This is a genomic window from Sinomonas cyclohexanicum (genome assembly GCF_020886775.1).
Classification (GTDB): Bacteria; Actinomycetota; Actinomycetes; order Actinomycetales; family Micrococcaceae; genus Sinomonas; species Sinomonas cyclohexanicum.
Map to the genome: position 1 here is coordinate 763,670 of NZ_AP024525.1, position 25,203 is coordinate 788,872.

Annotated in this window: 29 protein-coding genes; 10 read left to right on the plus strand and 19 right to left on the minus strand. The window is 71.0% G+C overall.

Features of this window, described 5'->3' with window-relative positions; genetic code table 11:
- The first annotated feature begins 135 nt into the window (after positions 1-135).
- The 3 genes from SCMU_RS03680 to SCMU_RS03690 all read left to right on the plus strand — a co-directional run bounded on the left by SCMU_RS03680 (position 136) and on the right by SCMU_RS03690 (position 2,204).
- The gene (locus SCMU_RS03680) at positions 136-771 is read left to right on the plus strand and encodes a bacterial proteasome activator family protein (RefSeq protein ID WP_274602921.1); all 636 of its coding nucleotides are present in this window, start codon (positions 136-138) and stop codon (positions 769-771) included.
- Between the two features lie 14 nt (positions 772-785).
- Positions 786-1,226 carry a hypothetical protein gene (locus tag SCMU_RS03685; RefSeq protein WP_229231663.1) on the plus strand — a complete coding sequence of 147 codons (441 nt, stop codon included), beginning with the start codon at positions 786-788 and terminating at the stop codon, positions 1,224-1,226.
- A 123-nt stretch (positions 1,227-1,349) separates the two neighbouring features.
- Entirely contained in the window at positions 1,350-2,204 is an 855-nt protein-coding gene (locus tag SCMU_RS03690) for an aldo/keto reductase (RefSeq protein ID WP_229231664.1), read from the plus strand.
- On the opposite strand, the gene SCMU_RS03695 is transcribed toward SCMU_RS03690, so the two are convergent.
- The 7 genes from SCMU_RS03695 to SCMU_RS03725 are packed head-to-tail and all read right to left on the minus strand — an operon-like array spanning position 2,137 to position 6,667.
- Positions 2,137-4,179 carry a complex I subunit 5 family protein gene (locus tag SCMU_RS03695; RefSeq protein WP_229231666.1) on the minus strand — a complete coding sequence of 681 codons (2,043 nt, stop codon included), beginning with the start codon at positions 4,177-4,179 and terminating at the stop codon, positions 2,137-2,139. The genes SCMU_RS03690 and SCMU_RS03695 overlap by 68 nt on opposite strands.
- A 4-nt stretch (positions 4,180-4,183) precedes the next feature.
- Positions 4,184-4,531 (minus strand): sodium:proton antiporter, encoded by a 348-nt coding sequence (locus SCMU_RS03700; RefSeq protein ID WP_229231667.1) that lies wholly within the window; start codon positions 4,529-4,531, stop codon positions 4,184-4,186.
- Positions 4,528-5,295, minus strand: coding sequence for an MnhB domain-containing protein (locus SCMU_RS03705; protein ID WP_229231669.1), 768 nt, complete (start codon positions 5,293-5,295; stop codon positions 4,528-4,530). Before SCMU_RS03705 ends, SCMU_RS03700 begins: the two co-directional genes overlap by 4 nt.
- A complete protein-coding gene (locus SCMU_RS03710) occupies positions 5,292-5,588 on the minus strand; it encodes a Na(+)/H(+) antiporter subunit B (RefSeq protein ID WP_229231670.1) in 297 nt (98 codons plus the stop codon). The genes SCMU_RS03705 and SCMU_RS03710 overlap by 4 nt, the downstream gene beginning before the upstream one ends.
- Positions 5,585-5,887 (minus strand): monovalent cation/H(+) antiporter subunit G, encoded by a 303-nt coding sequence (locus SCMU_RS03715; RefSeq protein WP_229231671.1) that lies wholly within the window; start codon positions 5,885-5,887, stop codon positions 5,585-5,587. Before SCMU_RS03715 ends, SCMU_RS03710 begins: the two co-directional genes overlap by 4 nt.
- Complete coding sequence (locus SCMU_RS03720) at positions 5,884-6,177, minus strand: monovalent cation/H+ antiporter complex subunit F (RefSeq protein ID WP_229231673.1); 294 nt, start codon at positions 6,175-6,177, stop codon at positions 5,884-5,886. Before SCMU_RS03720 ends, SCMU_RS03715 begins: the two co-directional genes overlap by 4 nt.
- A 1-nt stretch (position 6,178) precedes the next feature.
- Positions 6,179-6,667 (minus strand): hypothetical protein, encoded by a 489-nt coding sequence (locus tag SCMU_RS03725; protein WP_229231675.1) that lies wholly within the window; start codon positions 6,665-6,667, stop codon positions 6,179-6,181.
- Between the two features lie 35 nt (positions 6,668-6,702).
- Between SCMU_RS03725 and SCMU_RS03730 the strand changes: the two genes are divergently transcribed.
- The gene (locus SCMU_RS03730) at positions 6,703-6,993 is read left to right on the plus strand and encodes a hypothetical protein (protein ID WP_229231676.1); all 291 of its coding nucleotides are present in this window, start codon (positions 6,703-6,705) and stop codon (positions 6,991-6,993) included.
- A 117-nt stretch (positions 6,994-7,110) separates the two neighbouring features.
- Here SCMU_RS03730 and SCMU_RS03735 read toward each other — a convergent pair whose 3' ends face one another.
- The 7 genes from SCMU_RS03735 to SCMU_RS03765 all read right to left on the minus strand — a co-directional run bounded on the left by SCMU_RS03735 (position 7,111) and on the right by SCMU_RS03765 (position 14,605).
- Complete coding sequence (locus tag SCMU_RS03735) at positions 7,111-7,308, minus strand: hypothetical protein (RefSeq protein WP_443020210.1); 198 nt, start codon at positions 7,306-7,308, stop codon at positions 7,111-7,113.
- On the minus strand, positions 7,308-8,801 hold the full coding sequence (locus SCMU_RS03740) for a sugar porter family MFS transporter (protein ID WP_229231678.1): 1,494 nt from the start codon (positions 8,799-8,801) through the stop codon (positions 7,308-7,310). Before SCMU_RS03740 ends, SCMU_RS03735 begins: the two co-directional genes overlap by 1 nt.
- 128 nt (positions 8,802-8,929) lie before the next feature.
- Positions 8,930-10,078, minus strand: coding sequence for an enolase C-terminal domain-like protein (locus SCMU_RS03745; RefSeq protein ID WP_229231679.1), 1,149 nt, complete (start codon positions 10,076-10,078; stop codon positions 8,930-8,932).
- Positions 10,075-11,865, minus strand: a complete 1,791-nt coding sequence (locus SCMU_RS03750; RefSeq protein WP_229231681.1) for a thiamine pyrophosphate-requiring protein — start codon at positions 11,863-11,865, stop codon at positions 10,075-10,077. The genes SCMU_RS03745 and SCMU_RS03750 overlap by 4 nt, the downstream gene beginning before the upstream one ends.
- 39 nt (positions 11,866-11,904) lie before the next feature.
- Complete coding sequence (locus SCMU_RS03755) at positions 11,905-13,548, minus strand: GMC family oxidoreductase (RefSeq protein WP_229231683.1); 1,644 nt, start codon at positions 13,546-13,548, stop codon at positions 11,905-11,907.
- Positions 13,545-14,162 carry a gluconate 2-dehydrogenase subunit 3 family protein gene (locus tag SCMU_RS03760; protein ID WP_229231684.1) on the minus strand — a complete coding sequence of 206 codons (618 nt, stop codon included), beginning with the start codon at positions 14,160-14,162 and terminating at the stop codon, positions 13,545-13,547. The genes SCMU_RS03755 and SCMU_RS03760 overlap by 4 nt, the downstream gene beginning before the upstream one ends.
- Positions 14,159-14,605 (minus strand): hypothetical protein, encoded by a 447-nt coding sequence (locus SCMU_RS03765; protein WP_229231685.1) that lies wholly within the window; start codon positions 14,603-14,605, stop codon positions 14,159-14,161. Before SCMU_RS03765 ends, SCMU_RS03760 begins: the two co-directional genes overlap by 4 nt.
- A gap of 195 nt (positions 14,606-14,800) precedes the next feature.
- Here SCMU_RS03765 and SCMU_RS03770 point away from each other — a divergent pair, with 195 nt between their 5' ends.
- Complete coding sequence (locus tag SCMU_RS03770; protein ID WP_338027587.1) at positions 14,801-15,361, plus strand: very short patch repair endonuclease; 561 nt, start codon at positions 14,801-14,803, stop codon at positions 15,359-15,361.
- Here the strand turns inward: SCMU_RS03770 and SCMU_RS03775 are convergent.
- The 3 genes from SCMU_RS03775 to SCMU_RS03785 all read right to left on the minus strand — a co-directional run bounded on the left by SCMU_RS03775 (position 15,326) and on the right by SCMU_RS03785 (position 18,608).
- Complete coding sequence (locus SCMU_RS03775; RefSeq protein ID WP_229231686.1) at positions 15,326-16,378, minus strand: cation diffusion facilitator family transporter; 1,053 nt, start codon at positions 16,376-16,378, stop codon at positions 15,326-15,328. The genes SCMU_RS03770 and SCMU_RS03775 overlap by 36 nt on opposite strands.
- Positions 16,375-16,755 carry an ArsR/SmtB family transcription factor gene (locus tag SCMU_RS03780; RefSeq protein WP_229231687.1) on the minus strand — a complete coding sequence of 127 codons (381 nt, stop codon included), beginning with the start codon at positions 16,753-16,755 and terminating at the stop codon, positions 16,375-16,377. The genes SCMU_RS03775 and SCMU_RS03780 overlap by 4 nt, the downstream gene beginning before the upstream one ends.
- A 65-nt stretch (positions 16,756-16,820) precedes the next feature.
- Positions 16,821-18,608, minus strand: a complete 1,788-nt coding sequence (locus SCMU_RS03785; protein WP_229231688.1) for a glycoside hydrolase family 15 protein — start codon at positions 18,606-18,608, stop codon at positions 16,821-16,823.
- Between the two features lie 100 nt (positions 18,609-18,708).
- Between SCMU_RS03785 and SCMU_RS03790 the strand changes: the two genes are divergently transcribed.
- The 4 genes from SCMU_RS03790 (at position 18,709) to SCMU_RS03805 (ending at position 22,115) form a co-directional block, all read left to right on the plus strand.
- Complete coding sequence (locus SCMU_RS03790; RefSeq protein WP_229231689.1) at positions 18,709-19,311, plus strand: hypothetical protein; 603 nt, start codon at positions 18,709-18,711, stop codon at positions 19,309-19,311.
- Positions 19,312-19,341: 30 nt separating this feature from the next.
- A complete protein-coding gene (locus SCMU_RS03795) occupies positions 19,342-20,349 on the plus strand; it encodes a DNA topoisomerase IB (RefSeq protein ID WP_229231690.1) in 1,008 nt (335 codons plus the stop codon).
- Between the two features lie 212 nt (positions 20,350-20,561).
- Positions 20,562-21,248, plus strand: a complete 687-nt coding sequence (locus tag SCMU_RS03800; protein ID WP_229231691.1) for an SDR family oxidoreductase — start codon at positions 20,562-20,564, stop codon at positions 21,246-21,248.
- A gap of 42 nt (positions 21,249-21,290) precedes the next feature.
- Positions 21,291-22,115, plus strand: coding sequence for a sigma-70 family RNA polymerase sigma factor (locus SCMU_RS03805; RefSeq protein ID WP_229231692.1), 825 nt, complete (start codon positions 21,291-21,293; stop codon positions 22,113-22,115).
- A 97-nt stretch (positions 22,116-22,212) separates the two neighbouring features.
- Here the strand turns inward: SCMU_RS03805 and SCMU_RS03810 are convergent, their stop codons facing one another.
- Positions 22,213-23,397 (minus strand): glutamate--cysteine ligase, encoded by a 1,185-nt coding sequence (locus SCMU_RS03810; RefSeq protein WP_229231693.1) that lies wholly within the window; start codon positions 23,395-23,397, stop codon positions 22,213-22,215.
- Between the two features lie 42 nt (positions 23,398-23,439).
- The gene (locus SCMU_RS03815; protein WP_229231694.1) at positions 23,440-24,435 is read right to left on the minus strand and encodes a glycosyltransferase family 9 protein; all 996 of its coding nucleotides are present in this window, start codon (positions 24,433-24,435) and stop codon (positions 23,440-23,442) included.
- A gap of 109 nt (positions 24,436-24,544) precedes the next feature.
- On the opposite strand from SCMU_RS03815, the gene SCMU_RS03820 reads away from it, so the two are divergent.
- Positions 24,545-25,153, plus strand: a complete 609-nt coding sequence (locus SCMU_RS03820; protein ID WP_229231695.1) for a D-glycero-alpha-D-manno-heptose-1,7-bisphosphate 7-phosphatase — start codon at positions 24,545-24,547, stop codon at positions 25,151-25,153.
- Positions 25,154-25,203 lie beyond the last annotated feature (50 nt).

Consider the following 25,203-nt stretch of genomic DNA (forward strand, 5'->3'; position numbering starts at 1 on the left):
CCGGCGGCATGGGGGCCGCGCACGCGGGCCTGTTGAGTCGTTGCGGGCCTGTGATGCCGTCACGAGCCGGTGAAGCGCACGACGGCGCCCGCTCGCCCGCTGCTGCTGACACGGGGTGCGTGAGAGTATGGCGACATGACTTCAACGGGGAACGAGCACACGGCATCCGCGGACACTCGGGACGAGGAGACCGTGGAGGGGACCCCGATCGACGGTGCGGCCGCGGCGGATGGCGAGCACACGACGTCGTCCGATCAGCGTCGCGCCAAGCGCGCCAGCCTGCAGGAGCTCGTGGACGAGCCGGCGAAGGTCATGCGCATCGGCACGATGATCCGCCAGCTCCTCGAGGAGGTGAAGGGCGCGCCGCTGGACGAGGCCGCACGCGAGCGCCTCGCCGAGATCCACGAGCGCTCCATCAAGGAGCTCGAGGACGGGCTCGCGCCCGAGCTCGTCGATGAGCTCCACCGCATCTCCCTGCCGTTCTCGGACGCATCGGTGCCGTCCGAATCGGAGCTCCGGGTGGCCCAAGCACAGCTCGTGGGCTGGCTTGAGGGGCTCTTCCATGGCATCCAGACCGCGATCGCCGCGCAGCAGGCGGCACACCAGCTCGCGGCGTCGCAGGTGCAGCTGCGCCAGCTCCCCCCGGGGACCATGATCGCCCCCGGCGTGATCATCGGTGAGAACGGTGAGCCGCAGCGCGCCCCGCAGGGCCAGGCGCAGCGGGCCGCCGAGCAGGGCCGCGCCGAGCACGGCCCCGGCCAGTACCTCTGAGCGCGCTTACCTCCATGGGGTTCATCAAGGAGGCCCTCGCGAACCGTCGCGACGACGCCGAGCTGGGCAAGGGCCTGTGGCGCCGCGCCCATGACCGGTTCCGCAGGGGGCTCGACCGCTACCACCAGGTCCTCGAGGGCATCGACGACGACGTGCTCTACAACGAGCTCGTCGTGATCGCCAACGCCCTCGCCGGGCTTCTCCCGCGCGTCCGGGCGGTGTGCATCGAGGCGCAGCGCCGTTCCCCGAGCGATGGGCTGGACATCCCGGGGGAGTTCACCGCCGTCCACCGCGCGCTCTCGCGGGCAGGCAACGCGCTCGCGACGACCGCCGAGGCGGCCGCGATGCTCCGCCTTGCCGTCGGGCCCGTCCCGGTGGGCGCGCTGTCGGTGCAGCGCCGGGCAGCGGCGGTGCTCGAGCACGTCGAGGAGGCCGAGAGGCTCATGCACCCGTGATCCGGAAGGTGACTCCCGGGACCTGACGCCCAGACGGCGGGGGCGTTCGCAGTCCGCGAAGCCGCACGGAAAATCCTGCCATCCCGCTGCGCCGACGCGCGGTCCGATGGCAGGATGGACGCCATGACAACGGCAGAGACCCTGACTTCACCCGTGCTCACGCTCCACGACGGCAACACCATCCCGCAGCTCGGCTACGGGGTGTGGCAGGTCGCCGACGACGTGGCCGAGCAGGTTGTCGGCGAGGCGTTCCGCGTGGGCTACCGCCACATCGACACCGCCGCCGCATACCGCAACGAGGCCGGCGTGGGCCGCGCCATCGCCTCCTCCGGCCTGGCCCGCGAGGACCTCTTCATCACCACGAAGCTCTGGAACGCGGACCAGGGCAGCGACAAAACGGCCGCCGCCTTCGAGGCCTCCCTCGAGAAGCTCGGCCTGGACTACGTGGACCTCTACCTCATCCACTGGCTCCAGCCCAAGCAGGGCAAGTACCTCGAGACCTGGCAGGAGTTCGCCAAGCTCGCCGAGTCCGGCCGCGTCCGCTCGATCGGCGTCTCCAACTTCACGGTCGAGGCGCTCGAGGAGATCGAGCGCGAGACCGGCGTGCGCCCTGTGATCAACCAGGTCGAGACGCACCCGTACTTCCCGCAGAACGAGCTCCGCGCCTACGAGCAGTCCAAGGGGATCCTCCACGAGGCGTGGTCGCCGCTCGGCCAGGGCAAGGACCTTCTCGCGGACCCGGTCCTCGCCGGCATCGCGAAGAGCCATGGCGTGAGCATCCCGAACGTCGTGCTCGGCTGGCACCTCGCGGTGGGCAACGTGGTGATCCCCAAGTCGGTCACCCCCGAGCGCATCGCCCAGAACTGGACGGCGCTCGCCCTCACGCTGGCGCCCGAGGAGGTCGCAGCCATCAACGCGCTCGACAAGGGCGCGGCCGGCCGCATCGGCCCGGACCCCGCGGTCTCCGACTTCGCCTGACTCCGGAGGCGTCAGGTACAAGCGGCGACGCGCGACGCCGGTGACCCGCCCCCCAGCGGCGAGTCACCGGCGTCGTGCGTCGCGCGCACGTAAGGTCCTTACCCGGTGGTGCGGGCGCGGAAACCGCACCGCCTCGGAGGCGCCGGCTCAGCCGCCGACCAGGACCGCGAGACCGGACGCGGCGACGCCGAGCACCATCCACACGATGTAGTCTCCGACCCTTCCGGAGTGCACGCGCCGCAGGAGACGGAGCGCCGGGTCCGCCGTGCCCAGGGCGCGGGCCACGGCCGGCAGCCGGTGCCGGTAGAGGGCCGCGGCCGCGAGCGCGACCGCCGATCGCCACGGTGACGAATCCCCACACCGTGGCGGGGGCCTCCCACCCGTCCCCGCCCCCGACGCCGGCCGATGGGCCCACCGGGCCGCCTCCGAGCACCGCCCCTATATAGCCCGTTCGGTCGATGAACTGGCCGGCGGCCCCGTCCGCCGCGGCGCCGAGGCCCGGGAGGATGCCCAGCCCGAGGCCGCCCGCGAGCAGGGCAACCACCGGCGCGGACATCGACAGGGGGACGCGCTCGCGGCCGATGCTGACCTCGATCCTTTCCTGGTCCCCGCTCATGCCCTCCTCCTCGATCCCCTCGGGCGGCGATCCGAGGCCGAGGAAGACTCGCGCACCCACGCGGAGGACGGCGCCCGCAGTCACCGCGGAGACGGCGACCATGAGGGCCATCGCCCAGCCCCAGCCGTCCTCCGAGAGCGCGTGCTCGGTCAGTCCCTTGCCGAGACCGACGGCGAACGGCGGCGCCCCGGCAAGGGCCAAGGCCGCCGCGAGGTAGGCGGCACCGAGCCAGGGCGCGTCCTTGCCGCGTCCCTGGAGGGTGAACTCGTCGACGCTGCCGTAGCGGTCCAGGATGATGCCGCTGAGCAGGAACAGCGCGCCCTTGACCGCCGCGTGGCCGGCTGCGTAGACGGCGAGGCCAGCCAGCGCGGACCCGGAAGCCGAGCCGAGCGCGAGGAGGAACACGCCCGTGTGCGCGATCGTCGAGTAGGCGAGCAGCCGCTTGAGGTGCCGCTGCAGGAGGCACATCACGGTCCCCACCGCCGCGGTGAGCATGCCGAGCGCCACAAAGAGGGGCTGCGCCGCGGGCCCCGCTCCCGTGTCGCTGAACACGGCCCAGTACAGGCGGGCGGTCCCGTAGAGGCCCAGCTCCACCATGACCCCGGAGAACAGGACGCACACGGGGGAGGGCGCCACCGCGTGCGCGTCGTCGAGCCAGAAGTGGAAGGGCGAGATGGCGCCCTTGACGAGGAAGCCGGTGCACACGAGCACGAACCCTACGAGCACGAGCGGGCTGCGGTCGCCCGCGAGCTGGGCGGACAGGGCAGCGAGGTTGAGGCTTCCCGTGTGCGCGTAGAGGACTGCGACCCCCGTCAGCGAGATGTACGCCGCGAGGGAGTTCACTATCCCGAAGTTGATCGCGCCGTGCACGGCCGAGGGGTCCTCGCTCTTGAGTCCCGTGAGCGCATACGCCGCGACCCCCATAAGCTCGAAGAAGACGAACATCGTGAAGACGTCCCCGGCGAACGCGAAGCCGGTCATGCCCGCGAGGAACAGCACCATGAGCCCGTGGAAGTGCGCGCTGTCCGACTCGAAGTACCGCCAGGCGAACACGAGCGAGGTGAGCATGAGCACTGAGGCGAGCAGCGCGATGCCGATGCCCAGACCGTCGCCGACGAGCGCGATGCCGACGGCGCGACCGCCGCTCGGCTCCCAGCCCGCGAGCCAGTACACGAGCCGCGACTGGGTGGCGGCGGGGAGCATGAGTGCCTCACACCCTGCCGCGGCCACGGCGGCGGACACCGAGACGATGTCCCCGAACAGCCGCGGCAGGAACCGGCCGGCGGACATGAGCAGGCAGGCCGTGAGCACGAGGCCGACGACCACGAGGGGCATGAGGACTGGCAGGCCGGCGCGCATGCGATCAGCCCTCGAGGGCGCTGAGGTCGTCCGGATCGATGGCCTTGCGGCGCTTCGCCATCTGGACCACGAGCGCGAGGAGCATCGACGTGACCGCGGCGGAGACCACGATGTCGGTCAAGGTCAGCGCCTGCACCACCGGATCTACCACCGGGGTGTCCCTGCCGACCTGCGCACCGAAGATCGGGGCAAGGCCGCCGTACTGGAACCCCACGGCGGCGAGCAGGATGTACGTGGCCGACTGGGCCACGGACAGGCACACGACGGCGTGGACGAGGTTCCGGCTCGTCGCGATCCCCACGATGCCGAGCACCATGACGGCCCCGGCGACGGCGTACGCGTAGTAGGTCATGCGGCGTCCTCCTTGTCGTCGTGGGGTCCTCCCGGCGCGGCGCGCACGGCGAGGCTCTGGTCGAGGAACCCCGCGAGGAGCACGACGACGCTGCTCGCCACCGCCATGCCGACGGCCACGTTGAACAGCGGCACGGTCCCGGAGGAGACGAAGTCGCCGAGCTGGCCCTGCGGCAGCACGTTCGAGAAGAGGCGGGCGCCGAACGCCGCGCCGGCAAGGCCGATCGCGCCGAAGAGCACGACGCCGGCCGCCTCCCCCTGCTCGAACCATTCGAGCGGGCGCAGCCGCCGCAGCAGCCGGTAGCGCCCCCCCACGTAGAGCAGGTGGAGGCCGGTTGCGAGGATGATCCCGCCCTGGAAGCCGCCGCCCGGCGTGATGGCCCCGTGGGCGATGACATCCGCCCCGAGTACGAGCGTGAGCGGGAACAGGACGTAGACCAGCAGGCTCGTCGACTCGAGGATGACCCCGCCGCTGCTGACCTTGCGGCGCCGCTCGCGGTGCACCGGCCGCAGCAGCGCCGCGACGCCCACGACAGCGCAGAACAGGATCGTCTCCTCGCCGAACGTGTCGAACCCGCGCTGGTCGAAGTTGACGCTCGCGACCGCGTTCGCGGTGGAGTGATCGAAGGTCCCGGCCACGGCAAGGTCCCGGTAGGGGTGCGTGCTCGCACCGAAGGGGGGCACTCCGGCGAGGGCGATGCCCAGGACCGCGGCGAAGCCCACGAGCCCGACCACGAGCAGGACAAGCCGGCTGCGGCGCGTCATGTCGTGTCCTGAGCGTCGTCGGGTACTTCCGCCGGCGTGTCGCGGATGCTCTCGACCTTCCTGATCGCGAGCACCACGATGAGGGGCACGACGGCGGAGCCGACAGCCACCTGGCTGAGCGCGACGTCGGGGGCCTGGAGCACGAGGAACATGACTGTGAGCAGCAGTCCGTACGCGGAGAGCACCACGGCCTGCCGCGCGGGCCGGTGGGTGAAGACGACCGCCGCGGCGCCCGCGAGCACGAGCGTCAGGCTCACGGCGATGAGCACCCCGCCCAGGATTCCGTTGCTCACTCCGGCGACCTCCCGACGTCGTGCCCTGCCTCTGCCGCGACGGCGCGGCCCACGGCCGCGGTGACCGCGGGCCCGCTCCCGGCGGCGACGAGGGCGACGGCCAGTACGGTGGCGCTGCCGAGCGACACCCCGAAAGCGATCACGGCCGCGAGCGAGAACAGGGGGACCGCGAGGGTCGTGACGGGCGCCAGGAAGTGCAGCCGGTCCAGCGCCGTGCGGGCGAGGAGCGCCCCGCAGGACGCGTACGCGACGACGAGCAGTGCCAGGCCTGCGCATACCGATTCGAGGACTAAGGTCATCGCGCCGCCTCCTGGCCCGCGTCCTCGGGGGCGCCGCTCTCGGGACTCAGCAGGCGCGTGTAGACCAGCGTGCCGGTCGAGCTCAGCACGGCGAGGACGAGCGGGACGATGAGGTACGAGGACTGGCCCGCGAGGACGGACAGGCCGACGAGTACCATCACGCCGGTCGCGTTAAGGAGTGCCAGGCCGACCAGCCGCTGCGCCGCTGTGCCGCGGCAGGCCAGCACGAGTCCGGGGACCACCCCGACGATGAGGAGCGCGGCAGTCGCCGATGCCCAGAGCGCCTCCACGCTATCCCTCTTCCCCGGACCGCAGGACGTCCTCGTCGAGGCCCGGCCAGCCGTGGACGAGGGAGTGCACCGTGACGGTTCCCGCTTCGGGGTCGGATGCGACGACAACCGAGCCGGGGGTCGCGGAGAGTGCGACGATCCCGCCGGCGCGCCACCCGGTCTCGCGGGCGCCGTCGCCCCCGGGCATGTGGCCGGCGCGCAGCTGCCCCGGTTGCCGGGTCCGGAGCCAGCCGGTGAGACGGACCATGTCCGCGACCGCCGCGACAGGGACGGTCGCCGCCCACCTCGGCCACACGCGGCGCGGGAGGGCGCGGAAGGGCATGGCCCGCCGCGCCACGGTGGCCAGCGCGCCCGCCGGGAGCGCGACCGCCGCCGCGGCGATGGACTCGACGGCGGTGACCGAGGACGCCGTCGCGAGCCAGAACAGGGTTCCCGCGAGCGTCCACGCCGCGACCTCGACGACCCGCTTGATCACGCCGTATCGCTCCATAGACTCTCGGTGCCCACACGGCTAGCGTCGAAACCATGGACACCAACGACCAGTCACAGCGCCCGCTCCCGCACGAGGAGGGCTACGGCAGCCCCACTGCCGAGGAGGAGATGCCGCCCACGGAACAGAAGGCGCAGCCAGCCGAGGAGTCCTCGCAGCCAGCCGACTCCGCCGGGCAGCCAGCCGCCGAGGGGTCCTCGAACACCTCCGAGGAGGCGCCGTCCACGGATGCCGAGATCGAGGAGGACAACACGGAGGAGGCGTCGGGCCGCGAGTCGTTCTCGTCCGAGTCGGACGAGGAGGGCTCCGGCCTCCCCGACGAGTGACGTCGGGCCCGGGCCCTCAGACGGCCTCCTGCTCGGCGGTGATGGGCCTCGCGACATCCTCAAGCGAGGTGCGCGAGGCCTCCACCCCGAGCACGATCTCGACGATGCCCGCCGCGATCATGAGAGCGGCCCCCATGTAGTAGCCGGTTCGGTCAGCCGGTCGCTGATCGAGCCGACGATGGTGACCTCGAGGCCATCGAGGACCCACACCGTGCCGAGGCCGATGATGACCGTCCAGTGCCATCTCGCCCAGGGCAGGCGATCCATGCGCGCCGGGATGTTCGTGGTGATGGTGTCCAGCGTTGTGCGCCTCATCATGCCTCCTGGGTCTTGGCCGGCCGGCGCACGCGCCCTCGGTCGAGCTTTGTCCTGTCCTCGAGCTCGAGGCCCTTGGCCTCAGGGAGCAGCGCCGCGACGAACCAGAACGAGAGCGCCGCGAAAAAGGCGAATCCGCCGTAGACGTACCCCAGCCCGACCGCCTGGCTCAGCACCGGGAACAGCAGGGTGACGAGGAAGTTGAAGATCCAGTTGAACGCCGTCGCCACGCCGAGGGCGAGGCCGCGCATCTTGTTGGGGAAGACCTCGCCCAGGACCACCCACATGACCGGTCCCCACGTCGCGGCGAAGAAGATGACGAACAGGTTCGCCCCCACGAGTGCCACGAGGCCCCACGGCGCCGGCAGCGAGATGTCCTTGCCCGAGCCGGTCGCGTTGGCGAAGGCGATGGCCGCGCCGACCAGCCCGACGAACATGCCGACCGAGCCCCAGAGCAGGAGCTTCTTGCGCCCCACGCGGTCCACGAAGAGGATGGCCACGAACGTGAGGAGGACGTTGATCGACGCGGTGATGACCGACGTCGTGAACGAGTCCTGCTGCGTGAAGCCCACCGACTGCCAGAGGGTCGTGGAGTAGTAGAAGATCGCGTTGATGCCCACGAGCTGCTGGAAGGCCGCCATGCCGATCCCGATCCAGACGATAGGCGCGAGCCCGAGGGCATGGCCGCGCAGGTCGCTGTAGCTCGAGTGCCGCTCGTTCTCGATGCTCTCCTGGATCTCGCGGTAGCGCTTGGAGGCGTTCTCCTCGCCGGCCGTGAGGGTGATGACCTCGCGGGCCTCATCCTCCTTGCCGGCCCGGATGAGGAACTGCGGGGACTCTGGGATCCGCAGGGTGAGCAGCCCGTAAACGACGGCGGGCACGACGCCGACCAGCAGCATCCAGCGCCACGCCGGAAGGCCCCACCAGAGCTCGCTCCCGGCGCCGCCCGCGCCGCGCACGAGTCCTGCGTCCGAGAGGAGCGCGAGGAAGATGCCCACGGTGATCGCGAGCTGCTGGAGCGAGCTCAGCCCGCCGCGCAGGCGAGCTGGGGCGATCTCGCCGATGTACGCGGGGGCGATCACCGAGGCGATGCCGATCGCGAGGCCCCCGATGATCCGCCAGAGCATCAGGTCCCACACGGCGAACGCGAGCCCGGCACCGATGGAGCTGACGATGAACATCGCCGCACCCAGTAGCATGACCGGCCGGCGCCCCCACACGTCGGCGAGCTGGCCGGCGAACCACGCGCCGATCGCGCAGCCGATGAGGGTGATCGCGATGGTGAGACCGAGGAACGCCGCGTCGAGGTGGAACGTGGACTGGATCGAGTTCACGGCCCCGTTGATCACCGAGGTGTCGAATCCGAACAGCAGCCCGCCCAGAGCAGCCGCCGCGGTGGCACCGTAGATCCGCCGATGCACCGACGTGGCACCGAGGCCACCGGATCTGGAACCGGAGTGGTGGATGGGCCCCTGGTGTGCGTGAGCATTCATGATCGTCAGCTTTCTGTTGATCCTCATGCTGTCGTCCGCGTCAGCGGCGGGCGGCTTCCTGTGGTGATTGCCCTGCCGAACCGTTCATGAAACGGCACCGGCGGTCCCGAAGCGGTCCGGGGGCGACCTCAGGCCACCCTGAACCGCTCCGCGTCGGCCGCCCGGAGCGTGAGCCCATTGCCCGGCGCGTCGGCATCCGGTGCGATCGTCCCGCCGGCAGGATCGAGGGTGCCGTCGAAGAGCATGCCCTCGAGCCGGACGTGGTCGTGGAACCATTCGAGGTGGCGGAGGCCAACGGCCGCGGCGGCGGGAGCGGCGGAGATTGCGGGGGCGCAGTGGCCCGAGAACCCGACGCCGTGCGCTGCGGCGACCGCGGCCACCCGGAGCCACCGCGTGATCCCGCCGCACCGGGTCACGTCGGCCTGGAGGCAGTCGACGGCGCCCTCGGCGCACATGCGCTCGGCCTCGGCGAGCCTCGTGAGGTACTCTCCCGCGGCCACGTCCGGTGCGACGCGCTCGCGGACGAACCGCAGGCCGGCCAGATCCTCGCTCGAGACCGGCTCCTCGAACCACCTCACGTCCGCGTCCCGGAGGGGCTCCGCGATCCGCACAGCCTGCTTGGGCGTGTAGGCGCCATTCGCATCGACGAACAGCTCCACGTCGGGCCCCACGGCCTTTCGCGCCAGGCCCACGCGTTCGACGTCACGTGCCTCCGCCGCGCCGCGGTCCTGCCCGATCTTGATCTTCACGCGCGGAATCCCCTGCGACCGCCAACCGCCGAGCTGCGCGGCGAGCCGCGCGTCCGTGTAGGACGTGAAGCCGCCGCTGCCGTACACGGGCACCTCGTGGCGCGCCGCGCCGAGGAGGTCGTGCAGCGGCAGGCCCGCGAGGCGCGCGGCGAGGTCCCACAGCGCGCAGTCGACGGCCGACGCCGCGTACGCACCCGCGCCGAGCTGACCCACGTTGCGCAGGGCGCGCGACATGGACTCGGCGGCCGCCGGCACGGCGAACGCATCGGCGCCGCGGACCGCAGGCGCGAGCAGCCCCGTGACCAGACCGACGAGGGCCGCCGGGCCGTACGTGTAGCCCACGCCCGTGGCGCCGGCGGCCGAGGCATGGACCACGACGACGGTCGTCGAGTCCCACGCGAACGTCCCGTCCGCCTCGGGCGCGTCCGTCGGGACGGTATACGCCGCGGCGGTGACGGCCGAGACCGAGGCGCCCGATCCGGCGTCGTGCGGCCCGTGGTTCGCCGACGCGGTAGCTGACGCGGTCACTTCCGGTGCCCGGGGAGCAGCTCCTGCGCCTTGGTCTTGAGGCCCTCCTTGATGAAGTCCCACGCGTGCTCGTCGCCGCGGAGCGCGCTCTTGGCGGTGTTCATCGCCTGCTCGAGCGTGGCGTGCGGCGGGATGGGCGGGACGTTGGGGTCGGTGCGGACGTCGAGCACGGTGGGCCGGGCCGCGGTGAGGGCCTGGTCCCACGCCGAGCCGAGCGCGTCCGGGTTGTCGACCGAGACCGCCCCGAGGCCCAGGCCCGCCGCGAACGCCGCGTAGTCCACGTCGGGCAGTTCCTGCGTCATGGGGATGGTGGGGGAGCCGCTGAACGCGCGCAGCTCCCACGTGACCTGATTGAGGTCGTTGTTGTGGAGCACCACGACGACCAGCCGCGGGTCTTCCCACTCCTCCCAGTAGCGCGCGATGGTGATGAGCTCGGCGAGCCCGTTCATCTGCATCGCGCCGTCGCCCTCGAACGCGATGACCGGCCGGTCCGGGTGGGCGAACTTGGCGCCGATCGCGTACGGCACCGCGGGCCCCATCGTGGCGAGGTTGCCCGAGAGGCTCCCGCGCACGCCGGGGGTGAAGCGCAGCTGGCGGGCGTACCAGTTGGCGGCACTGCCGGAGTCCGCGGCGATGAGGGCGTTGGCGGGGAGCCGGTCCGAGAATTCGGAGAACACCCGGAGCGGGTTGACCGGATCGGCCTCGACCATGGCCTCGCTCGCCATGCTGTCCCACCACTTCGCGACCTTGTCCTCGATGTCCTCGCGCCAGCCGCGCTCCTCCTTGCGGACGAGGAGCGGGATCAGCGCGCGCAGGGCCTCGGCGGCGTCGGCCACGAGGTTCACCTCGTACGGGTAGCGCAGCCCGATCATGGTCGGGTCCACGTCGATCTGGACCCCACGGGCCTGGCCCGGCTCGGGCATGAACTGGGCGTATGGGAAGCTTGAGCCGACCGTCAGGATCGTGTCGCAGTCCCGCATCATCTCGTAGCTGGGCCGCGTGCCGAGCAGGCCGATCGAGCCCGTGACGAACGGGAGCGTGTCAGGCAGCGCATCCTTGCCGAGCAGCGCCTTCGCGACGCCCGCCCCGAGGAGGTCGGCGACCTCCTGGACCTCGGCCGCGGCGTTCCGGGCGCCCTGCCCGATGAGCATGGCCACCTTCTTGCCCTTGTTGAGGATCTCGGCGGCCTTGCGGATCCCGTCCATGTCCGGCCGCATGTCCGGCCACGCCACGCCAAGGCTCGAGGGGATCATCTTCATCTCGTGCGTCGGCGCAGAGTACTCGAGCTCCTGGACGTCGGCGGGGATGATGACGGCGGTCGGCGCGCGCCGCGCGGACGCGATCCTGATCGCCCGGTCGAGGACGTTGGGCAGCTGCTCGGGGACCGTCACGAGCTGGACGTAGTCGGAGGCCACGTCCTTGAACAGGGTCGGCAGGTCCACCTCCTGCTGGAAGGAACCGCCGATCGAGGTCCGCGCGGCCTGACCCACGATCGCGACGACCGGCACGTGGTCCAGCTTCGCGTCGTACAGGCCGTTGAGCAGGTGGATCGCGCCGGGGCCGGAGGTCGCAAGGCACACCCCGACCCGGCCGGTGAACTTGGCGTACCCCACGGCCTCGAACGCGCTCATCTCCTCGTGCCGGGACTGGACGAACTTCGGTCCGTCCCCGTCGCCGAGCGCGGTCACGATCCCGTTGATGCCGTCGCCCGGGTAGCCGAAGACCGTCGTGACGTCCCACGCCTTGAGCCGTTCGAGCAGGAATTCTGCAACGTTCTGTGAAGCCATGTCAGCTCTCCTTTGCTGGTTGTCGCAGCGCTGGTTTTCTCATGGTGTTCTGAGGCCCGACCGCGCTCCGGCGGCGAGCCGTGACGCGGTCCGCGCGGCGAGGGCCATGATGGTCAGTGCAGGGTTGGCGCTGCCCTGGGTCGGCAGGACGCTGCCGTCGGTGATGAGGAGGTTCGGCACCGCGAACGTGCGGCAGTCGGCGTCGACCACACCGTGGCGGTCGTCCGCGGCCATCCGCGCGCCGCCCACGAGGTGCGCGTAGCGCTCGATCGTCATGACCTCGCTCGCGCCCGCGGCGGTGAGGATGCGCTCCATGGTCTCCCCCGCCGCACGCATCAGCCGCTTGTCGTTCCCGCACCGGCTGTAGCTCATGTGTGCTACCGGCATGCCGCGGTGGTCCGTCTCGGAATCGAGTGTCACGCGGTTCTCGGGCAGCGGCAGGAACTCGCACAGCGCGCCGAGGCATGACCAGTGGACGTAGTCGCTCATGCGGCGGCGCAGTTCCGCGCCCCAGTGCCCCTGGGCAGCGACATGCTCGGCCCACGCGATCGGCAGCGGCGAGACGGTCTGGATGGAGTAACCGCGCCGGTAGGGCTTGGACGGGTCGGTCTCGTAGAACTCCTCGGTGCTCACCTCGGGCGGCGGCGCCTTGTACATGCGGACCTCGTCGGAGAAGCGTCCGCCGGTCTGCGGCGCCCCCTGGACCATGAGGTAGCGGCCCACGAGGTCGTGGTCGTTGCACAGGCCGTCGGGGAAGCGCGGCGAGGCGGAGTTCAGCAGGAGCCGCGGCGTCTCGATCGAGTAGGCGGCGACGGCGATGTTGCGCGCGCGCTGGAAGCGTTCGACGCCGTCGCGCACGTACCGTACGCCGCTCGCCAGACCGGTGCGCGGGTCGAGCTCGATGCGGGTCGCCATGGAGTCGGCGCGCACCTCGGCGCCGTGGGCGAGGGCATCGGGGACGTGGGTGATGAGGGGCGAGGCCTTCGCATCGACCTTGCACCCCTGGAGGCAGAAGCCACGGTAGATGCAGTGGCGGCGGTGCCCGAACCGGCCGTTCGAGATGGCCACGGGACCGACCCGCGTCTCGATGCCGCACGCACGCGCCCCGCGGAGGAACACGTCGCCGTTGCCGCCCACCGGGTGGGGGCTGTGCGGGTAGCCGTGCGGGTCCCCCCACGGCCAGTCCTGGCCTGCGACGGGCAGCTCCTCCTCGATCGCCTCGTAATGGGGCCGGAGGTCCTCATACGCGAGGGGCCAGTCGGCGCCGACGCCGTCGAGGGTCTTGGTATGGAAGTCGCTCGGGTGGAAGCGCGGCGCGTAGCCGGCGAAGTGGACCATGGAACCGCCCACCCCGCGCCCGGAGTTGTTCGACCCGAGGGGGACGGGATCGTCGCCGTCGATCACGCGCGGCTCGGTCCAGTAGAGCTTGTGAGAGCCGGCCTCGTCGCTGACCCAGTCCCGTTCCGGCTCCCAGAACGGCCCGGCCTCGAGCACGACGACGCTCCAGCCCGCCCGGGCCAGGCGCTGCGCCATGGTTGACCCGCCGGCGCCGCAGCCGACGATCACGAGGTCCACCTCGTCGGCGTCCTGGTAGTGGCGCATGCGCTCGGAGACGTCTGCTTCGGCGAGGGGCAGCAGCCACGCGGACTCGTTGCGCTCGCGGACCGACCGCAGCGCGCTCATGCGCTCTCACCGGGATGCGCGTCCCGCACCTCGAAGTGCTCCCGGCGGTCGCGCCCGAGGTTCGCGTAGCCGCGCGGGTATGCGGGGCCGGGGAAGCCGATCTCGTCCCACGCCCAGGGGTGCGCATAGAACGCCGTGCACGCGTAGCGCATCCACAGGTTCCACAGGTGCCCCGCGGGCATGCCGTGCCACTCGCCCGGGAGCCCCTGGACGTCGGTGAGCACCGCCTCCTGCAGGGGTGCCGGCGCCTCGGCGAACCCAGTCCCGCCCCGCGCGCGGGTGTCAGCGTCGAGCCCCGCGGCCGAGCGCCGCCAGGTCTCGCCGTCCTCGGGGAGGTCGGCGTAGTGCCATCCGTCGGTCTCGCCCGCCGCGAGCCTCGCGTCCACCGCGTTCAGGAGGGGCACGCGGGGCTCGCGGTCCTGGCCCATGAGCTGGTCGAGGAGGGCTCCGACCGTGGCCGCCTCGGCCTCGGTGAAGAACGTCAGCTCGCCGGGAGGGCCCATCCGCGCCAGGACGACGGCGGCGGTAGCGTCGTCCCAGTGGTCGCGCTGTCCGAGGGCGTGCTGCCCTGGGAAGCGCCGCTCGCCATGGGGTGCGGGGAGCGCTGCGCTCACCGTTCGCGCCTCAGCAGCGATGCGAGGATGCCCATGCCGCCAACGAGCGTCACGAGCAGCGGCGCCAGCAGCGGAGGGCCGACCTCGGCGTTGTAGCGGAACTCCTTCAACCCGCCTGGGCGCTGCGCGATCCCGCGGAGATGCAGGTACGTGCCCTGGAGCCCGTTGGCCACGATCGCCGCGCTCGCGAGCGGGAGCGCCGTGTGCGCCATGCGTGCGCTCACGACGCCGGCGACTCCGGCCGCCGCTCCCACCGGGCCGAGCGCCACGGGCGCCCACATCCACGGATTGCCGAAGCTCGCGCGGTCATGTTCGAGGTAGATCTCAGCGGCCGTCACGAGGGCGCCCGCGGCCGTGAGGCCAGAGAGCATCCGTTCGAATCGGCCCGTTTCCACGTTGCGGACGAGGCGATGGATGCCTCGGGGCGCTTGCGTCACGTTCATGCGGATTCCCGCTCCGTCCTGACGTCGGTTCTCCCGCCCAGGCACCCGGGCCCGGGCCACGTCCTCAGCAGTTACCCACGGCCTCTGGCCGCAAACGCGTCGGGGGCCAACTTCGATGGGGCCCACGTGGATGCGCCATCGCCGGGGTACACAGACGCATCCGGAAACCGTGGCCGGCCGGCGTACGCTGGCGCCATGAGCCAGGCGGGGGCCCCTGAGGGGACGCACGACGCCGGTGACCCGCCCGCCGTGGGCGCGTCGCCGGCGTCGTCCGTGCCGCTGCAGCGCCAGACGACCCGTCACGGGAAGGACGCGCCGTCCTGGGCCACGACTCCGGCGATCCGCAAGACCATGCTCGGCAACCGCTCGCGTGACACGGCCCCCGAGCTGAAGGTGCGCCGCGCCGTGCACGCGATGGGTCTGCGGTACCGCGTCGCCTATCGGCCCGAGCCCGCGCTCCGGCGCACGGCCGACCTCGTGTTCACCCGCGCCCGCGTGGCCGTGTTCATCGACGGCTGCTACTGGCACGGCTGCCCCGAGCACTACATCGAGCCCGCGAGCAACGTGGACTACTGGCGCCCGAAGATCGCGCGCAACCGCGAGCGCGATGAGGAGACGACGGCGGCGCTCACCGCGGCCGGCTGGCACGTGCTGCGCTTCTGGAGCCACGAGGACCCGGCCGAGGTCGCAGCGACGATCCGCGCGGAGGTGCGGGCCGCCTCAAGCCGTGGTCGCGCCGCCCGCGGTGAAGGCTAGGCTGACTTCTTCGAGGTTGGGGAGTGCGTGGTCCAGCCGATGGGCGATCTCGGAGCGCAGCGCGTCTGTCTCGGCGGTCGTCACTGCAGCGCCGACGCGGATCAGGACGGACCCATGGAGGCGGTGCCCGATCCAGCGCAGCTGGACCCGCTCGACAGCCAGGACCCCTGGCGCGTGGGCGACCGCGCGCTCGGCACGGGCGACCAGATCGGGCTCGACGCCGTCGAGCAGGCGGCGGCCGAGGCTCTTGACGGTGCCCCAGAGGAGCACGAAGATCGCGATGCTGATCAGCACGCCGACGATCGGGTCCGCCAGGGGGAACCCGAGCATCACCCCGACGGCGCCGACGACTACGGCGAGCGAGGTGAACCCGTCGGTGCGGGCATGGATTCCGTCCGCGACGAGCGCCGCGGAGCCGATCCGGCGGCCCACGCGGATGCGGTAGACCGCCACGGCCTCGTTGCCAGCGAACCCGATGACTCCGGCGGCGGCGACCCACCACAGGTTCTCGAGCGGCTGCGGGTGCAGAAGGCGCTCGATCGACTGCCAGCCGGCCACCACCGCGGAGAGCGCCACAACGGCGATGATGAACAGCCCGGAGAGGTCCTCGGCCTTGCCGAGGCCGTAGGTGTAGCGCCTCGTCGCCGGCCGGCGCGCGAGGATGAATGCCACCCACAGGGGCACGGCCGTGAGGGCGTCCGAGAGGTTGTGCACGGTGTCCGCCAGCAGCGCCACCGAGCCGCTGACGAGGACCACGAGGAACTGCAGGACCGTCGTGGCGAGGAGCACGAACAGGCTGATCTTCAGGGCGCGGACACCCTCGGTGCTGGCCTCGAGGGCATCGTCAATCGAGTCGGAGGCATCATGCGTGTGCGGGATGAAGAACTCTTTGAGCGTCCCGAGGAACCCGTGCCCGTGGCTGTGCCCGTGGTCATGCCCGTGCCCGTGGCTGTGCCCATGCTCATGGGTGTGGCCGTCTGTGTGCTCCGTGTGGTGGGGTGCCTGCCCGGAGCTCATGCGCTCTCCTCCTCGACTGTGTCCGCTTGGGGGTGGTGGTGCCGGGGGACCCCTCCGAGGGAGTGCTCGGCCTGGAAGATGGCATCGGAGACCATCTGGGAGGCGTGCTCGTTCGCGAGCCGGTAGTACGCACGCGTCCCCTCGTGACGGGCAACGACAATGCGGGCCAGGCGCAGCTTGGCGAGGTGCTGGGACACTCCCGCGGGCGCCTTGCCCACGATCTCGGCCAGTTGGTTCACCGACAGTTCCCCGCTTCCGCGCAGGGCCAGGACGATCCGCACCCGCGTGGCGTCGGCGAGCATGGAGAACACCTCGACCGCGAGGTCCACGTATTGCGAGTCCGGGTCACGCCCGCAGATCGTCTTATCTGCATTCATACGCAGATATTACACCGAGTCCGTTCTGCGCTGAAGGACTCGCCCGTGGGCCAGACTCCGCGTCCCTACTCCGAGATGGTGGGTGGTTCGTCGCTCTCGTAGCAGCCGTACTCGAGCGCCACGGCGGCGTTGACAAGCCCGAAGTGACTGAAGGCCTGCGGCATGTTCCCGAGCTGACGCCCGGCTTCCGGGTCGTATTCCTCGCTCAGGAGGCCTACGTCGTTGCACAGCGCGAGCAGCCGCTCGAACAGTTCCCGCGCCTCGTCGCGGCGGCCGATACCGACGAGCGCGGTCACGAGCCAGAACGAACACGCGAGGAACACGCCCTCGCCGCCGGCCAGCCCGTCCTCCGCGGCTTCCACACGGTAGCGCATGAGGAAGCCGTCGACGTTGAGCTCGCGCTGGATCGCCTCGATGGTCGCGACGACGCGCCGGTCCGAGTACGGCAGGAAGCCGACGCGGGGGATCTGCAGGAGGGCGGCGTCGAGCTCGGTTGAACCGTAGGACTGCACAAAGTGCGAGCCCGTCGGGTCGAGGCCGTGGTCGAGGATGTCCTGGCGGATCGTGTCCCGTACCGAAGTCCAGCGCTCAAGCGGTCCCTCCAGCCCGGATTCTGTGATGCCCTTGACCATCCGGTCCGCGGCGACCCACGCCATGACCTTGGAGTGCGTGAAGTGCCGGCGTCCGCCACGCATCTCCCATAGCCCGTTGTCAGGTTTCGTCCAAGCGGTCTCGAGGTGCTCCATGAGTGAGGTCTGCAGGTCCCACGAATCCTCCGAACCGAGACTCGCCCTGGCGAGGGCGAGCCCATCGAGGACCTCGCCCCACACGTCGAGCTGGAGCTGCTCGGCCGCGGCGTTGCCGACCCGGACGGGTGTGGAGTCCTCGTAGCCGGGCAGCCAGTCCAGCGTCATCTCGGGCAGGCGGCGCTTGCCCGAGAGGGAGTACATGATCTGGAGCTCGGCGGGGTCGCCGGCGACGGCGCGCAGGAGCCACTCGCGCCACGCCGCAGCCTCGTCGTGGTAGCCGGCCGCGACGAGCGGCTGGAGGGTGAGCGTCGCGTCGCGGAGCCAGCAGTACCGGTAGTCCCAATTGCGCTCGCCGCCCGGCCGTTCGGGCAGGGACGTCGTGGCCGCGGCGACGAGGGCGCCGGTGGGCTCGAAGGTCAGCGCCTTCAGCGTGATGAGTGAGCGGGTCACCTGGTCCTTGTATGGCCCGTCGATGCGGCAGCGCCCCGACCATTCGGTCCAGAACGCCTCGGTCTTCTTGAGCGACTTGTCGGGGTGGGGCCGGGGCTCGTACTCCTCGTGGCTCGGCCGCCACGTGAGCACGAACGGCACGCGTTCGCCCTCACTGACGGTGAAGGAGCTCTCGGTGCGGAAGTCGCGGCCGACCAGCGGCGCCGTCGTGCTCAGGTACACGGCGTCAGGGCCCGCGATCGCCTGCAGGATGCCCTCCCGCCGCCTCACCCACGGGACCACGTGCCCGTAGTCGAAGCGGACCGCGAGGTCCATGGCGAAGTCAACGGTGCCGCGGATGCCCTCGACGATCCGGATGACGTCCACGACCTTGTCCCGCGGCGGCATGAAGTCGAGGACCCTCGCGGCGCCGCGGTCCGTCTCCCAGACCGTCTCGAGCACGAGCGTTCCTGGGTGGTACTGCCGCGACGTACACGTGTCCGCGCCCTCCGGGGCCAGACGCCAGCGGCCGTGGTCGGGCGTGCCGAGAAGCGCTGCGAAGCACGAGGGCGAGTCGAATTGGGGGAGACAGAGCCAGTCGATGGAGCCGTCCCTCCCGACGAGGGCGGCCGTCTGGAGGTCACCGATCAGCGCATAGTCTTCGATGCGGGACATGTGCGCACCTTACCAACCCGGTCTCGACGGCGCGGGAATGATTCGGCCGTCCGCGGCCGGGTACTACGAGGGGAGAACCCGACACCCAGGAGGTGCTTCCATGGATCCCACCCAGCTGACGTGGATCATTGTCGCCATCGTCGTGATCATCGTCATCGTGGTCGTTGCGATCGCCCTGTCCAGACGTCGGTCCGAGGCGCACAAGCAGCGTCTGCGCGACCGCGCCGAGGAGATGCGTGCTGAGGCAGAACGCCGCGAGATCGACGTCCGGGAGCGGGAGGCCAGAGGCCAGGAGGCCGAGGCGCGCGCCAAGAGGGCCGAGGTCGAGGCCGCACGCCTGCGCCAGGAGGCCAAGGACCGCAGCGAGGGCACGGATGAAGACCGTGCCCGCATCGAAGAGCAGCGCCGCAAGGCGGACGAGCTCGACCCGGACCGGCGCACCGAGGCGGACCGGCGCACCGAGGCGGACCGCGAGGCGCTCCGCGACAGGAGCGACGACGGCCGTCACGCTGACGATCGCCCCCGCGCCGACGATCGCCAGGACGGATGGGCGACCGAGCGTCGCGCTGCCGCCGGCGGCGTTCGCGACGGTGACGTTCGCGACGGTGACGTTCGCGACGGCGATGTTCGCGACGGCGATGTTCGCGATGACGACGCCCGTCGCCTGCATGACGATGCCCGGCCACGCGGGGACCATCGCTGAGTAGACGCGACCAGTGAACGGGTTGCAGCAATGAAGGAGCGCCGGCATCACGAGGCTGGCGCTCCTTCGCGTCGCTCGGGGCGGGGCGCAATCCTCAGACGCCGCGCTGGAAGTGGCTTCACGTACCGCGACGCGGATGGCGGCAGGGTCACTGACCCTGAGGCACTCGCCAGGATCGAGGCCCTCGCGATCCCACCGGCATGGCGGAACGTCCGGATTGCGGGATCGGCGCGCGAGCACGTGCAGGCGACGGGGGTCGATGCGGCCGGGCGCAAGCAGTACCTGTATGCCCAGCGCTGGCGGGACCGCCAGGACGCTCGGAAGTTCGATCGCGCCCTGGAACTTGCTGAGCGGCTGCCCGCGATCCGCCGTGCCGTGACGGCAGACCTGCGCGGCCGCAGCGGCGCCCGTGAACAAGCCCTGGCAGCTGCGCTGCGGCTCGTGGACCGCGCCGGGTTCCGGGTGGGGAGCCGGCGCTACGCACGGAGGCATGGCTCCTTCGGGGTCACCACCCTGCAGCGTCGTCACGTGACGCTCGACGGCGATCTGGTCGCCTTCGACTTCCCGGGCAAGTCTGGCATGCGGTGGTGTCTCGAGCTCAAGGACACGGACCTCGCCGCATATCTGGCCGCGCGCCCGCGCGGGGGTGCTCGGAGCCGGGCCCTCGGGTTCGAAGACGAGGCAGGTTTTCATCCACTCAGCGCATCGGCGGTGAATGTGTACCTCCGGCAGAAGGCCGGCATATCTGCCAGCGCTAAGGACCTCAGGACGTGGCGGGGCACCGTGGTGGCCGCGGAGGCCCTCGTGAGGGAGGGCGCGAGGGGTTCGGATGCGGACTCTGCATGGCGCGCTGCTGTCGCTGATGCGGCGGAATGGCTGCACAACACCTCCGCCGTTGCCCGGGGCTCCTACGTGGATCCCAGGTTGCTGCTCGCCTTCCACGAGGGGAGGAATCTGACCACGCGGGGCGGGACGATGTCAGACTCCTGTCTCGCCGACGTCCTGCGCTCTACGCCGCGGAGTGGTCCGGGCACGTAGGGCGCGGGGATGCGCGGCGTCAGGTCGGAGGCCCCGTCCCTGCGCCAGCGCAACACAAGACTTCCGCCTTCTCAGCAGCGCTGAGACCCAGAGGAGCTTCGGCTCAAGTCATTGAAGCCTGATCCGTGCTGTGCCTACGGTGGAAATGGAGTCAAGCAGCTGGCGCCATCGTTGTGGATGCCTTTCTGCAGAAACTGGAGTTTATCGTCGTCATGACCCAAGCGGCGCGATTACAGATGCGCCGCGTGCTCATCATGGGGGAGGACGCCGAGCTTGCCGCAAGGCTCGGCACGGTGTTCGAACGCGCAGGCGCCGTTGTGGAAACAGCCCGGGGCATCCCCACCGGGGAATCGGACGGGACCTTGGCCGCTGAGGCGGCTGTCCGGGAGCTCGGGGGACTCGACGTCCTCGTGAACATCGGACCCGGGGCCCTGCCGGGCGACAGCCCGGATCCTGACCAACGGTCATACGAGGTGGAGCGCGCCCTCACGCAGTTTATGGGACGTCTCGTGACAACCACCGAGGCTGCACTGGCAGCGATGAAGGCCGGGGCGAGCATCATCAACGTCGTGGCGATGTCTGTCCAGACGCTCACCGCGGCGCATCAGGCGCTCGCCGCCGCCGTCGTCGACACCACTCAGGACTGGGCAGCCATTCTCATGGAGCGCGGGATTCGAGTGAACGCCGTGGTCGGTGGCCCATGGCTCGATCCCGCCGTGGCTGCGGCCCTCGATGCGCCCCCCGACGGCCAGGTGACCGCAGAATCGGCTCAGCTCGACGCCCTGGTCTATCTTGCCTCTACGAACTCGAGCCATATCTCGGGATCGGTGGTCTCCGTGGCGAGGCCGATCGAAGTCACCACCACAGCCCGCACGGGGGAGGCGCCTACCGACCTATAGCTCCTGCTCTTTCCCTAACCCCAGCGAGGAGGAAAACTCGCAATGAACGTCTTGAAGCGGCAGGGTCTCCTGCCAGTCCCCTTCGTCACCGGAATCGCCGGGGCACCCAGCGGATCCCTTGCCGGTTGGCCACTGTTGGGACCCTTCACCCGCTCCAGCGCTGCACAGACGACGACCGCCCGCGCACAGGAGGCGGGCAGGCTCGTGCTCGAGTATCTCGGCGTCGCCGACGCCCTGGCCAGGCGCTTCCGCTGCGCTGGCCACGACAGAGAGGACCTGCGCCAAGTGGCACGGCTCGGACTGCTCAAGGCCGCGCGGAGGTACCGTGAGGCGTTTGGGCACGGGTTCGTCCCGTACGCGGTGCCCACCATCACGGGAGAGCTCAAGCGCTACATGCGCGACCAGTCATGGGTCGTCCGCCCCCCGCGCGCTCTTCAAGAGCTCCGGCTCAAGATCAACGCCATTCGTCCGCGACTCGCCCAAGAACTCGGCCACGAGCCGTCGACTGCGGAGCTGAGCACAGCGGCCGGCGTCGCCGCGAGTGACGTGGCGGAGGCCCAGATCGCGGAAACCGCCATGGTGGGTCAGCCGGTCGAGCATGGCGACATGTCCGATGACCCCGAGGAGCGCCGCGTCATGGTCGTCCTCGGCGGGGAGGACCCCGGCTACGAGCGGGTGGAGCAGATGGACGACCTCGCGGAGGCGCTCTCTGATGCCTCCGTGGCGGACAGGAGGCTACTGCGCCTGCGGTTCGTCGAGGAGAAGACGCAGAGCCAGATTGCAGAGGAGCTCGGGGTGAGCCAGATGCAGGTATCCCGGCTCCTCAGGAAGCTGCTTGAGAAGCTCCGGCAGCGCATGGCGGCCTAGAAGCAGAGCATGGCGGACTGCGAGGCGGCGCCCGCTCGCCGGACAGCCCGCCGTACCACGGTCAGGAGACGCCGTAGCACGGTCAGGAGAACTCAGGTCAGCCGCCGAGCGAACTCGAGGCCCCTGTTCCCAGATGGTCATCTCCCAGACGCTCGCGGGCCAGATCGGGGTCGTCCACCTCTCCACCCTCGTCCACTGTGCTGGCGGCGAGGTCGGCAATGCTGCGCAGGCCGGTGCGGGCCGCCGCACGTCGCTGGGCACGTTCGCCGGTGCCACGGTCGAACAGCGCGGCGATCCCGGCCTCGGCCAGGGCGAGTTCGTTCCCCTCCCGCAGGACCGGGGCGAGATGGCACAGGAGGGCGTCGATGGCCTCGGCTGCGGGCACCGGGACGCCGGTCATGGGGTGGATGAGGTCGCCGGCGAGGCCGGAGCGGCTGGCGCGCCAGGCGGCGAGCCGGAGGGACGACACGGATTGGGCCAAGGGCGCGGCGCCGTGAGCGGCCTCGCGTGCGGCGGTCTCGACGAGGGCGCGGGCCACGACGGCGATGAGGGCGGAGTCCTCGGGCACGAGCGGGACGTCTGCGACGCGGATCTCGACGGTGGGGTGCTTGGCTGAGAGGCGCGCGTCGAAGTAGGCCATGCCCTCGTCGAAGGCGACGCCGGTGCCGGTCATGGCGCTGATGGCGGCGCGGTAGGCGCCGAGGGTGCCGTACAGCTCTCGCGGCCCCGCGGTGGGCCAGCGATTCCAGGCCTGGGTGCGGAAGCTCGCGTACCCGGTGTCACGTCCGTGCCAGAAGGGCGAGTTGGCGCTGAGGGCAATGAGGAGGGGGAGCCAGTCGCGGATCCGGTCCAGCACAGCCACGCCTTCCTCGGGACAGTTGACGTGGACATGGACGTGGAGGGCGCAGGTGAGCTGCTCCTCCGCGGTGATGCCGTACTCGTCGGAGATCCGGGCGAACCGCAGACCCGGGGCGAGCATGCTGGGCGAGCCTAGAGGCGAGGTCGCCAGAGGGACGGCGCGGGCGCCGAGTGCCCGTGCTGCGCTGTCGGCCAGCCGGCGGCCGGCGATGATCTCGCGCAGCAGTCCGTCGTGGTCCCCACACGGCCGTGTCTGGACCTCGATCTGGTCGAGCTTGAACTCGTAGTCCAAGGTGTCCGGGCGGCCGGCAGTCTTCAGCACCTGATCTGCCAGCGCCGTGGGCCGGCCCGTGAGCGGGTCCAGCAGGAGCAATTCCTCCTCCACCCCGAATGGACGCCTGCCCGGTGCACCCTGATCTTTCATGCTTAGCTCCCCTCCAGCTCCGACCAATCAGCCCCGCTGCGCTCAGCGCACGGCGAGGTACTCGCGGTGGTGATCCGCGGCGTCGTGCGCTCTGCCGAGACCCAGTATCTCGAGGCGGTCAACGGCGTCGAGGACGGTGCCCGGCAGGACCGCCAGCGAGCCCGGCTCGAGCGTCTCTGGGAACGGTACACCCGGCCGAGTCTGGCCCTCCGCAAGCGCGATGTGCGGACCGTCCGGTGGGGAGTTCCATTCCTGCCTCGTGGACTGGTCGAAGAGCACCACGGAGGGTGTGCGGTACGCGTTCGCGAGTTGACTGGCCGACGAGTCCGCGGTGATGACCACGCGGGCGGCCGCGACGGCCGCCACGAGGTCCACAAGGTCCCAGGTTCCGGCCACGCAGGATGATCGCGGAAGTCCCGCGCCGCGTACGACGGCGGCCGCCCGGAAGGCGTCCTTCGCGTCGCCGGCTACGACGACCCGGTGCCCCTTCAGCGCGAGGACCGCAGCGACGTCGGCGAACCGCTCCACGGGCCACTGTCGTCCTCCGGGGGCGGCTCCGACGTGGAGGACCGTCGCTGCCTCGACCGGAGCGGGCGCCTCGGGCGGGCAGAGTCCGAGGTCGTCGGGGCTGGCCTCGATCCCGTGCCAGGACATGAGCCGCGCCCAGCGCTCGCGTCCGGGGAACTCGTCGTCCCACTCAGGCCCCGCCCACCCGGGGGCAGCGTGCCCGATCCGGTACGTGGGGGAGAGCTCCTCAAGCCGCGTACGGCTCTTCGGACCATGGCCGTGGAGGTCGACGGCGATGTCCACGGGGCCTCGCCATCGCAGCGGGCCCTCTACATCCGGGGTGCCGAGCAGACGGTTGATACCGCCGATGAGCGGCACCACCGGCGCAAGCCCCGCGGGCGCGGCAAGCACAAGCTCATGGGACGGGAATGCGCGCCGTAGACCCCTGAGTGCCGGGACCGCCACGAGAAGTTGGCCGAGGTCCAGAGCGCGGAGGGCGAGGACAACGGGGCGTGCGGAAGACTGGTCCACTGTGGCTCCTGACACACGTAAGTGAACACGCCCGCGTCTTGAGCGGATTGAGGGGGCAGAGACCCCCGAGATTCGTTTAGTGTACTCCGCGCAAGGGCATTAATACCCTATGAAGACAATGACCAGCAGGCGGCGCCGGGCTCCCGCGGCGGTGCTGTTCGACCGGGGCGGGACTCTCGTCATCGATGTCCCGTACAACGGCGATCCCGCCCTTGTACGCACCCTCCCGGGCGCGCGGAAGGCCCTTGAGAGGCTGCGGTCCGTCGGGGTGCGAACTGGCGTTGTCACCAACCAGTCTGGTGTGGCCCTGGGCCTCGTGGAGCCGGAGGGCGTGCGGGCCGTCAACGCCCGGGTCGAGGACCTCCTCGGGCACTTCGACACGTGGCAGGTGTGCCCGCACGCTCCTCAGGACGGCTGCCGCTGCCGGAAGCCGAAGGCCGGACTCATCCTTGCCGCGTGCCGCCAGCTTGGACTCGCTCCTCACGACGTCGTGGTGATCGGGGACCTCGGCAGGGACATGTGCGCTGCGCGCCGCGCCGGGGCCCGGGGAATCCTGGTGCCGAGTCCGGCCACCCTGCGCAGAGAGATCCTCGAGGCGCCGACCGTGGCAGGCGACCTGTGGTCCGCCGTCACCCTCGCGCTCGGTCCGGACATGACGCACCTGGCCTACCTCACCACCGCGGCGGACGACTCCCCGAGCATGGGGAGCGCGGCGTGATGCGCGGCCTCGCCTGGCACGCAGTCGGGGAACCGCGGGGGCCGGAAGGC